Annotated in this window: 9 protein-coding genes and 2 pseudogenes; 10 read left to right on the top strand and 1 reads right to left on the bottom strand. The window is 64.6% G+C overall.

What is annotated here, in order from left to right; genetic code table 11:
- The 8 genes and pseudogenes from ACK5IR_RS07965 to ACK5IR_RS08000 all read left to right on the top strand — a co-directional run.
- A pseudogene (locus ACK5IR_RS07965) lies at nucleotides 1–207 on the top strand (hypothetical protein); the annotation flags it as partial.
- A gap of 7 nt (nucleotides 208–214) precedes the next feature.
- Nucleotides 215–631 (top strand): ribosomal protein S18-alanine N-acetyltransferase, encoded by a 417-nt coding sequence (gene rimI / locus ACK5IR_RS07970; protein ID WP_416927664.1) that lies wholly within the window; start codon nucleotides 215–217, stop codon nucleotides 629–631.
- Nucleotides 632–787: 156 nt separating this feature from the next.
- The gene (locus ACK5IR_RS07975; RefSeq protein WP_416927666.1) at nucleotides 788–1,783 is read left to right on the top strand and encodes a BMP family lipoprotein; all 996 of its coding nucleotides are present in this window, start codon (nucleotides 788–790) and stop codon (nucleotides 1,781–1,783) included.
- An 84-nt stretch (nucleotides 1,784–1,867) separates the two neighbouring features.
- On the top strand, nucleotides 1,868–3,451 hold the full coding sequence (locus tag ACK5IR_RS07980) for an ABC transporter ATP-binding protein (RefSeq protein ID WP_416927668.1): 1,584 nt from the start codon (nucleotides 1,868–1,870) through the stop codon (nucleotides 3,449–3,451).
- Nucleotides 3,451–4,554, top strand: a complete 1,104-nt coding sequence (locus ACK5IR_RS07985) for an ABC transporter permease (RefSeq protein ID WP_416927670.1) — start codon at nucleotides 3,451–3,453, stop codon at nucleotides 4,552–4,554. The genes ACK5IR_RS07980 and ACK5IR_RS07985 overlap by 1 nt, the downstream gene beginning before the upstream one ends.
- Nucleotides 4,555–4,559: 5 nt before the next feature.
- Nucleotides 4,560–5,528 carry an ABC transporter permease gene (locus ACK5IR_RS07990; RefSeq protein WP_416927672.1) on the top strand — a complete coding sequence of 323 codons (969 nt, stop codon included), beginning with the start codon at nucleotides 4,560–4,562 and terminating at the stop codon, nucleotides 5,526–5,528.
- Nucleotides 5,529–5,710: 182 nt separating this feature from the next.
- Nucleotides 5,711–6,636 (top strand): annotated as a pseudogene (locus ACK5IR_RS07995) (sulfite exporter TauE/SafE family protein).
- Between the two features lie 2 nt (nucleotides 6,637–6,638).
- Nucleotides 6,639–7,403 carry a TIGR02186 family protein gene (locus tag ACK5IR_RS08000; protein WP_416927674.1) on the top strand — a complete coding sequence of 255 codons (765 nt, stop codon included), beginning with the start codon at nucleotides 6,639–6,641 and terminating at the stop codon, nucleotides 7,401–7,403.
- A 27-nt stretch (nucleotides 7,404–7,430) separates the two neighbouring features.
- Here the strand turns inward: ACK5IR_RS08000 and ACK5IR_RS08005 are convergent, their stop codons facing one another.
- Complete coding sequence (locus ACK5IR_RS08005; RefSeq protein ID WP_416927676.1) at nucleotides 7,431–7,931, bottom strand: Lrp/AsnC family transcriptional regulator; 501 nt, start codon at nucleotides 7,929–7,931, stop codon at nucleotides 7,431–7,433.
- Between the two features lie 184 nt (nucleotides 7,932–8,115).
- Between ACK5IR_RS08005 and trxB the strand changes: the two genes are divergently transcribed.
- Nucleotides 8,116–9,081 (top strand): thioredoxin-disulfide reductase, encoded by a 966-nt coding sequence (trxB, locus tag ACK5IR_RS08010; RefSeq protein WP_416927678.1) that lies wholly within the window; start codon nucleotides 8,116–8,118, stop codon nucleotides 9,079–9,081.
- 187 nt (nucleotides 9,082–9,268) lie between these two features.
- A partial coding sequence (sat, locus tag ACK5IR_RS08015) for a sulfate adenylyltransferase (protein ID WP_416927680.1) occupies nucleotides 9,269–10,340 on the top strand: 1,072 nt, incomplete at its 3' end.

Consider the following 10,340-nt stretch of genomic DNA (forward strand, 5'->3'; position numbering starts at 1 on the left):
ATCGGCCATGCCGCCGGGCAGATCGGCGCGGCGCTCGGGTTTGCCGCGACGGATGTGGTGGCAGACGACATCCCGGCACGAATCGCGTGGATCGCACGGAAAAAGCTCCTGCGCGGCACGAAAATCGAACGCCCCGCCCCGCTCTACCTGCGCCCCGCCGATGCCGCCCCGCCCGCCGATCCGGCCCCGATGATCCTGCCCCGATGATCCTGCCATGAGCCCCGCCGCCCGTCTCGCCGCGATTCATGCCGCCAGCTTCGCCACCCCCCGCCCGTGGTCCGAAGACGAGATCGCCGCGATGCTGGGCGATGCGAATACCTGGCTCTGCGACAGGGAAACGGGCTTTGCGATGGCGCGGGCGGTCGCCGGCGAGGCGGAATTGCTGACCCTGGCCGTGCATCCCGCCCACCGCCGTCGCGGTCTGGGCCGCAGGCTTCTGTCCGATTTCGAAGACGGCGCGCGGGCGCGCCGCGCCACCACCGCCTTTCTCGAGGTCAGCGCCGAAAACACCCCTGCGGCGGGGCTTTATCGCTCGGCCGGTTACAGACAGACCGGGTGCAGGCCGGGCTACTATCGCACACCGGACGGAATGTGCATCGACGCGCTGGTTTTCGCGCGGGTGCTCGGCTGACCTGTCCTTCTTTGCCGCCGGCTGGCCGAAAAACCGGTTGACCGTGTTTCGCCGCTGCGGCCTTATTCGAACATGATCCGGAGAAGGGATCGGTCTGCAATCGCGGCCCGGACGCTCCGGCCGTCGATCAGAAACAAACCAACCGGGAGACACTTCATGACATTCACGCGGAGCATTCTGGGCGCAGCGGCCACTCTGGCATTGGCGGCCGGCGCGGCCGGCGCCGATCCCGCCATCATCTTCGATCTGGGCGGCAAGTTCGACAAGTCGTTCAACGAATCGGCCTATACCGGCGCCAAACGCTGGCAGGAAGCCACCGGCGGCAGCTTCCGCGAGATCGAGATGCAATCCGAGGCCCAGCGCGAACAGGCCATTCGCCGGCTGGCCGAAGCGGGCTCGAACCCGATCGTCATGACGGGCTTCGCCTTCGGCAGCATCCTCGACGAGGTGGCGCCGGACTATCCCGATACATCGTTTGCCATCATCGACGCGGTGGTCGATCAGCCCAATGTCCGCTCGGTGATGTTCTCGGATCACGAGGGCAGCTATCTCGTTGGCGTACTGGCCGCGATCGCTTCCGAGAGCGGTACGCTCGGCTTCATCGGCGGCATGGATGTACCGCTGATCCGCCAGTTCGGCTGCGGCTATGCCCAGGGCATCAAGGCGACCAACCCGGATGCAAAGGTCATCGCCAACATGACCGGCACGACGCCCGCCGCATGGAACGATCCGGTGAAGGGATCCGAGCTTGCCAAGGCGCAGATCAGCCAGGGAGCCGACATCATCTATGCTGCGGCCGGCGGTACCGGCGTAGGGGTGCTGCAGGCGGCGGCCGACGGCGGCATCCTGTCCATCGGCGTCGATTCCAACCAGAACCACCTGCATCCCGGCAAGGTACTGACCTCGATGCTCAAGCGGGTGGACAATGCGGTCGAACGGGCGTTCAACGACGGCCCGGGCTTCGAGACCGGCCAGATGGAGCTTGGACTGGCCGAGGACGGCGTGGGCTACGCGCTGGACGAAAACAACGAGGCGCTGATCACCGAGGAGATGAAGGCCGCCGTCGAGGAGGCGAGACAGAAGATCATCTCGGGCGAAGTCACGGTCGTGAACTACTACGAGAACAACACTTGCCCGGCTTACGATTTCTGACATCGCGCCGGATCGGGCAACACCGCCCGGGCCGCGCCGCACCGCGCGACGTGGCCCCTTTTCCCACCGCACGGGGGCTCATCGATGAAAGATCCCGCCACGCGCGCCGAAGACCTCGCCGGAGCGGGGCCGGAGGCGCGCCCCGCCATCGAACTGAGGGGGGTTTCCAAGGCTTTTGGTCCGGTTCAGGCCAATCGGGATATCACCCTGAAGGTCGCCAAGGGCACCATCCACGGGATCATCGGCGAGAACGGCGCCGGAAAATCGACGCTGATGTCGATCCTTTACGGATTTTACAAGGCGGATGCGGGCGAGATATTCATCAACGGCAAGCCCACCGAAATCCCCGACAGCCAGGCGGCCATAGCGGCGGGCATCGGCATGGTCTTTCAGCACTTCAAGCTGGTCGAGAATTTCACCGTGCTGGAAAATGTCGTCCTCGGGGCTGAGGACGGGGCGCTGCTCCGGCCCTCTCTGGCCAAGGCGCGCAAGCTGCTGGCCGAGATCGCGGTCGAATACGAAATGAATGTCGACCCCGATGCGCGGATCGACGAAATCGGGGTCGGGCTTCAGCAGCGGGTCGAGATCCTCAAGGCGCTCTACCGGCAGGCCGATATCCTGATCCTCGACGAGCCGACGGGCGTTCTGACCCCGGCCGAGGCCGATCACCTGTTCCGTATCCTTCGCGGTCTTAGGGACGAGGGCAAGACGATCATCCTGATCACCCACAAGCTGCGCGAGATCATGGAGGTGACCGATACGGTCTCGGTCATGCGGCGCGGCCAGATGACCGCAACGGTCAGAACCGCCGAAACCAGCCCCGAACAGCTTGCCGAACTGATGGTCGGGCGCAAGGTGCTGCTGCGGATCGACAAGAAACCGGCCCGGCCCGGCAGGACGATCCTGAAGGTGGAGAACCTGAAGGTGGTGGATGATGATGGCGTCGAACGGCTGCGGGGGGTGTCGTTCGAGGTCAGGGCGGGCGAAATCCTCGGCATTGCCGGGGTGGCGGGCAACGGACAGTCGCAACTGCTGGAGGTGCTGGGCGGCATGATGCCCGCCACCGGCAACGTCTCGATCAACGGTGAAGGGATCGACCTGACCGGCAAGCGCTCGGACGGCATGTCGCGGCGCAGGCGCGGCATCGCCCATGTGCCCGAAGACCGGCAGCGCGAAGGGCTGATCATGGATTTCGCCGCGTGGGAGAACGTCGCCTTCGGCTATCAGTGGGATCCGGCCTATTCGAAGGGCCGGCTGATGGACAATGCCGGGCTCCGGCGCGAGACCGAGGGCAAGATGGAACGCTTCGACGTGCGCCCGCCGGACCCGCTGCTCGCCGCCAAGAGCTTTTCCGGCGGCAACCAGCAGAAGATTGTCCTGGCGCGCGAGATCGAGCGCAACCCCGACCTGCTGCTGGTCGGCCAGCCGACGCGCGGCGTCGACATTGGCGCCATCGAGTTCATCCACCAGCGGATCGTCGAACTGCGCGACGCCGGCAAGGCGATCCTGCTGGTTTCGGTCGAGCTGGACGAGATCATGGGGCTTTCGGACCGCATCGCGGTGATGTTCGACGGGCGCATCATGGGCGAGCGGCTGCCGGCGGAAACCAACGAGGGCGAGCTCGGCCTGCTGATGGCCGGCATCACCGAAACGAAAGGAGCGGCCTGATGGACGCGATGCCCAAATGGGCCGATGTGGTGCTGGTGCCCTTCATCAGTCTTCTGCTCGCGTTCGGCCTGTCGGCGCTGGTCATCCTCGGCATCGGAAAGGACCCGGTCGAAGCGGTGAAGCTGATGGTCGACGGCGCCTTCGGCTCGACCTACGGCTGGGGCTACACCCTGTTTTATGCCACCAATTTCATCTTTACCGGGCTCGCCTTTGCCGTGGCCTCGCATGCCAACCTGTTCAACATCGGTGCCGAGGGGCAGGCATCGCTCGGCGGGCTTGGCGTGGCGCTGGTCTGCCTTGCGGTGGACTGGCCGCACTGGGCCATCGCGCTTCCCGCCGCGATGGTCGGCGGCGCGGTGTTCGGTGCGGCCTGGGCCTTTGTTCCCGCCTGGCTTCAGGCTCGCCGCGGCAGCCATATCGTGATCACCACCATCATGTTCAACTTCATCGGCGCCGCGCTTCTGAACTACATGCTGGTCAACGTGATGCGCCCCGAAGGCTCGATGGACCCGGCCTCGGCGCGTTTTCCCGCCGGCGCCGCCCTGCCCAACCTGCATGACATTCTGGGCGTGTTCGGCATTCCGTTTTCCAAGAATGCGCCGGCGAACATCAGCCTTTTCATCGCGCTTCTGGCCTGTTTCCTCGTCTGGCTGCTGCTTTGGCGGACCCGTTTCGGCTTCGAGTTGCGCGCCGAGGGCAAATCGGAATCGGCGGCGGTCTATGCCGGCATCTCGCCGTCGAAGATCATCGTCGTCGCGATGCTGATTTCGGGCGGGCTGGCCGGGCTGATGGCGGTCAACAACGTGATGGGCGAATCCGAGCGGCTGGTGATGAACTCGGTCGAGGGCGCCGGCTTCATCGGCATCGCCGTGGCGCTGATGGGGCGGAACCATCCGCTCGGCATCCTGCTGGCGGCGATCCTGTTCGGCTTTCTCTATCAGGGGGGGGCGGAGCTTGCGCTCTGGATGTCGATCCCGCGCGAACTGATCGTGGTGATCCAGGGGCTGGTGATCCTGTTCACCGGCGCGCTCGACAACATGGTGCGCATGCCGGTCGAGCGGATTTTCCTCTGGATACGCCAGTCGTCCAGGGCACGGGGGTAGGGCAGATGGATTTCTCGACCCTCATCCAGATCCTCGATTCCACGCTCCGGCTTTCGACACCGCTGTTGCTGGCCTGTCTCGCGGGCCTGTTTTCCGAACGCTCCGGCATCTTCGATATCGGGCTCGAGGCCAAGATGCTGATCGCGGCCTTCTTTTCGGCCGCCGTCGCCTATACCTCCGGGTCGGTCTGGATCGGCCTTGCGGCCGGCATTGCCGCCTCGATGGTCTTTGCGGCGATCCACGGACTTGCCTCGATTACCTTTCGCGGCAACCAGCTCATTTCAGGCGTGGCGCTCAACGTCCTCGCCTCGGGAATGACGGTGCTGATCGCGCAGGACTGGTTCCAGCAGGGCGGGCGCACGCCCTCACTGATCGGCGGCGCCCGGTTCGAACCGATCACCCTTCCCTTCGCGGAAAGTCTCCGGCAAGTCCCGATCCTTGGACCGGTCTATTACGACCTGATCTCGGGGCATTCGATCCTCGTCTATGTCGCGCTGCTGGCGGTACCGCTGTCGTGGTGGGTACTTTATCGCACACGTTTCGGGCTGCGCCTGCGTGCGGTGGGCGAAAACCCCGCCGCAGTGGATACCGCCGGGGTTTCGGTCGTCGCGCTGCGCTATTCGGCGGTGGCCATCGCAGGGCTGCTCTGCGGCCTCGCCGGCGCCTATCTGGCAACCGGCCTTCAGGCCGGGTTTGTCAAGGACATGACGGCGGGGCGGGGCTATATCGCGCTGGCTGCCCTGATCTTTGCCAAGTGGCGGCCATGGTACGCGCTGGGGGCCTGCCTGCTTTTCGGGCTTCTGCAGGCGCTGGCGCTCAGAACCGACGTGGTCGAAGCGATCTTTCCCTTCAAGATGCCGATACAACTGCTCGACAGCATGCCCTACATCCTGACCGTGGTGATCCTGGCCGGTTTCGTCGGCAAGGCGACCCCGCCGAAGGCCGGCGGCGAACCCTATGTCAAGGAAAGGTGACCCTTGAGGAAAACACTTCAGCCAACCCGCTTGCGTGCTGCGGGCCCGGACTGCGATACCGCCGATCCGCGCTTTCCCGGCAACGGTCATTCAGGTTGTTGTTTTACCGGCCGGCATAAGGTGTCATAGCCGACAGGCAAGCCGCCGATTCAACCCGCGCCACGATACCTTACTGTCCGGTCATGCAGATTTACCTCCCGATCGCCGAAGTTTCCGTTGATGCCCTCATGCTTCTGGGCCTTGGCGGGATTGTCGGTGTCCTGTCGGGCATGTTCGGCGTTGGTGGCGGGTTCCTGCTGACCCCGCTTCTGTTCTTCACCGGCATCCCGCCGGCGGTTGCCGTCGCGACGGGCTCGAACCAGATCGTGGCAGCATCCTTCTCGGGGGTGCTGGCCCATCTGCGGCGCAAGACGGTCGATATCCGGATGGGGCTGGTCCTCCAGGCGGGCGGGCTTGTCGGGGCGGCCCTTGGCGTTTTTGTCTTCAACTTCCTGAAATCGCTCGGTCAGGTCGATCTGCTGATCCAGCTTTCTTATGTCGTCTTCCTCGGCACCGTCGGCGCGATGATGTTCGTCGAGGCGGTCAATGCGCTGTCAGGGCGCGCCGCGGCACCGTGTACAGGCCACTGCGCCGGCGCCAGCGCAACTGGGTCCACACCTGGCCGCTCAAGATGCGCTTCCGCACCTCGGGGCTCTATATTTCGGTCATTCCGCCCGTCCTTGTCGGCGCGGCGGTGGGTGTGTTGGCGGCGATCATGGGGGTTGGTGGCGGCTTCATCATGGTGCCGGCGATGATCTACATCCTCGGCATGCCGACCAAGGTTGTGGTGGGGACCTCGCTGTTCCAGATCATCCTCGTCTCCGGCGTCACGACACTGCTGCACGCCACCACCAACCAGACGGTCGACATGGTGCTGGCGGTGCTTCTGATCGTCGGCGGGGTGATCGGGGCGCAGATCGGCACGCAAATCGGCACCAGGCTCAAGGCCGAACACCTGCGCGTCCTGCTGGCGGCGCTTGTCCTGGCCGTATGCGGAAAGCTGGCGCTCGATCTTCTGATCAGACCGGCCGAGCTCTATTCGGTCAGCCCGCTGGGCGGGGGATTTTAGACATGCGCCGGCTGCTCTGCGCCGTTCTTTTCTGCCTCGCCCTCGCCGGCCCCGCGCTGGCCCAGCAGCTTGTGGCCGATCTCAGCCAGAGCCGGGTTTCCATCACCACCAGCTTTTCCGGAACCCAGATCCTCGTGTTCGGCGCCATCCGCGAGGGAACCGCCGGCACAGCCGAACCGTTCGATATCATCGTCACGGTATCGGGCCCGCTGCAGCCGGCCATGGTACGGCGCAAGGACCGGGTGGCGGGAATCTGGGTCAATGCCGATGCGGTCGAGATCGATTTCGCGCCGACGTTCTACAACGTCTCGACCAGCGCGCCGCTGAACGACATCCTTTCCGAAACCTCCGACATCCGGCACTCCATCTCGATCGCGCGCGCCATACGTTCGGTCGGCATCCCCGACGGGATCATGGATTCGCCCTCCTTCACCGAAGCGCTGATCCGGATCCGAAGCGCGGACGGCAGCTACAAGGTCGAGCAAGGGGATGTCACCGTGATCGGGCGCACGCTGTTCCGCACCGGTATCACCCTGCCGGCCAATCTTGTCGAAGGGAACTACACCGCCCGGATCTTCATGGTCCGCGACAAGCGTGTCATCGCGACCTTCACCGACGTTCTCGATGTGCAGAAGATCGGGATTGAACGCTGGATCTACAATCTGGCGCAGGACCGCGCGCCGGTCTACGGGCTGCTGTCGCTTGCCATCGCGATCTTTGCCGGCTGGGGCGCCTCGGCGGCCTTCCGGTACGTGCGCGGAAACTGAGCCGCAATCCGGTCTGGGGAAGGCCGTTCAGGCGCTCCGGCTCATTCGTTCCTCCAGCACCTCGAAGGGCACGGCGGGCTCGTTCTTGGCGTCGCGGATCACCAGCGAGGTCTTGACGCTGGCGACATTGGGCGCGGCGGTCAGGTCTTCGGTCAGGAACGACTGGAAGGTCGACAGGTTCGGCGCGACACATTTGAGGATGAAATCGATCTCTCCGTTCAGCATGTGGCATTCACGCACCAGCGGCCAGTCGCGACAGCGGGCCTCGAACGCCGACAAATCCACCTCGGCCTGGCTGTTCAGCCCGACCATGGCAAAGACCTGGACCTCGAAGCCCAGTTCGCGCGGGTCGATATCGGCGTGATAGCCGCGGATGAAGCCGTTCTCCTCAAGCGTCCGCACCCGCCGCAGACAGGGCGGCGCCGAAATCCCGACCCGGCGCGCAAGCTCGACATTGGTCATCCGGCCATCCGCCTGAAGCTCGGCCAGGATATGTCTGTCGATCGGATCGAGTTTGGAGCCTGGCATACTGCTTTCCTTTTTCCGAACCGTAGCGAAACGGCATGATTTGCGCAACAATATTTCGCATGTGCGCAACTTCTTTGCCCCCGCCCACGCCGCGATCACCGGGACGGGGCTTCCGCAAGCCGGCACATATCCCTATATGGGGCGCAACGACATTTCGAAAGATCCCACGCACGAAAGGCCGCGCATGTCCGACCTACGCCACACGAAAGTCCTGATCGTCGGCTCCGGTCCGGCCGGCTATACCGCCGCGATCTATGCCAGCCGCGCGATGCTGAATCCGCTGCTGGTGCAGGGGCTCCAGCCCGGCGGCCAGCTGACCATCACCACCGAGGTCGAGAACTGGCCGGGCCTGAAAGAGGTGCAGGGTCCCAACCTGATGATGCAGATGGAGGATCACGCCTATGCCGTCGGCGCGACGATCGTGGCCGACTACATCACCGCAATCGACCTGTCCAAACGCCCGTTCGTCGCGCAGGGCGACAGCGGAACCACCTATACCGCCGATGCGGTGATCCTCGCCACCGGTGCGCAGGCGAAATGGCTGGGCCTGCCGTCGGAAGAGAAGTTCAAGGGCTTCGGGGTTTCGGCCTGCGCCACCTGCGACGGCTTCTTCTATCGCGGCAAGGACGTGGCGGTGATCGGTGGCGGAAACACTGCCGTCGAAGAGGCGCTGTTTCTGACCAATTTCGCCAGCCGTGTCACGCTGATCCACCGGCGCGACGAATTGCGGGCCGAAAAGATCCTGCAGCAGCGCCTGTTCAGAAACCCGAAGGTCGAGGTGCTGTGGAACCACACCGTCGAGGAAATCCTCGGCACCGATGCACCGCCGGGCGTGACCGGCGTACGGGTGAGAAACGTGCAGGACGGTAGCGAATCGGTCGTCGCCTGCGAGGGGTTTTTCGTCGCCATCGGCCATGCGCCGGCGTCGGAACTGGTCAGCGGACAACTCGAAACCCATATGGGCGGCTATGTCGTGACCAGACCCGACAGCACCGCCACATCGATCCCCGGCGTCTTCGCGGCGGGCGATCTGACCGATCACCAGTACCGGCAGGCGGTGACCAGCGCCGGCATGGGCTGCATGGCGGCGCTGGAAGCCGAGCGCTTTCTCGCCGGAGTCGAGGACGCAGCGGTTCCGGAACCGGCCTGAGCGCCGGGTTCACGGGACCGGCTGCACGGCGAAACGGGCGGCAAATCGCCTCTCCGTCCATCGGATACCGCCGATTTCGGCGGCAGCCGCTTGTCATCCGGGGCGACCCGAGTCAAAAGCGCCGCAACGTTGCGCGAAACGGGAGGTCGCGCCACGTCTGATTGTTACTGAACAGCCGAGACCTCACATGCCCGCCATGACACATGCCCCCGTGCCCGAGCTTTACGTATCCTACGACAGTGCCCAGAAGCTGAAGGCCGAAGCCGCCCAGTTGCCAAGCTGGGATCTGACACAGCGCCAGATCTGCGATCTCGAACTGCTGATGAACGGCGGCTTCAATCCGCTCAAGGGCTTTCTGACCGAGGAAGATTACAACAGCGTCGTCGAGACGATGCGGCTGGCTGACGGCGCATTGTGGCCGATGCCGATCACGCTCGATGTCAGCGAAAAGTTCGCCGAAAGTCTGGAGCCGGGTCAGGATATCGCCCTGCGCGATCCCGAAGGCGTGATCCTCGCCATCCTGTCCGTCACCGACCGCTGGACGCCGGACAAGGCGAACGAGGCGACAAAAGTCTTTGGCAAGGACGACATCGCCCACCCGGCGGTGAACTACCTGCATCATGTCGCGGGGCCGGTCTATCTGGGCGGCCCGATCATCGGGCTGCAACCGCCGGTTCATTACGATTTTCGCGCCCGGCGCGACACGCCCAACGAATTGCGCGCCTATTTCCGCAAGCTCGGCTGGCGCAAGATCGTCGCCTTCCAGACGCGCAACCCGCTGCACCGGGCGCATCAGGAACTGACCTTCCGCGCCGCCATGGAATGCCAGGCCAACCTGCTCATTCACCCGGTGGTCGGCATGACCAAGCCGGGCGATATCGACCATTTCACCCGCGTGCGCTGCTACGAGGCGGTGCTGGACCAGTATCCGGCCGCGACCACCTCGATGAGCCTGCTGAACCTCGCCATGCGCATGGCGGGGCCCCGCGAAGCGGTGTGGCACGGGCTCATTCGCAAGAACCACGGCGTGACCGATTTCATCGTCGGCCGCGACCATGCCGGCCCGGGAGCCAACAGCAAGGGCGAGGATTTCTACGGCCCCTACGACGCGCAGGACCTGTTCCGTCAGCACGAGGCCGAGATGGGCATCGAGATGGTGCCGTTCAAGCACATGGTCTATGTGCAGGACCGCGCACAATACGAGCCGGTGGACGAGATCGCCGACAAGGATACGGTCACGATCCTCAACATCTCCGGCA

The sequence above is a fragment of the Tropicimonas sp. genome (assembly GCF_047971885.1).
Classification (GTDB): domain Bacteria; phylum Pseudomonadota; class Alphaproteobacteria; order Rhodobacterales; family Rhodobacteraceae; genus Tropicimonas.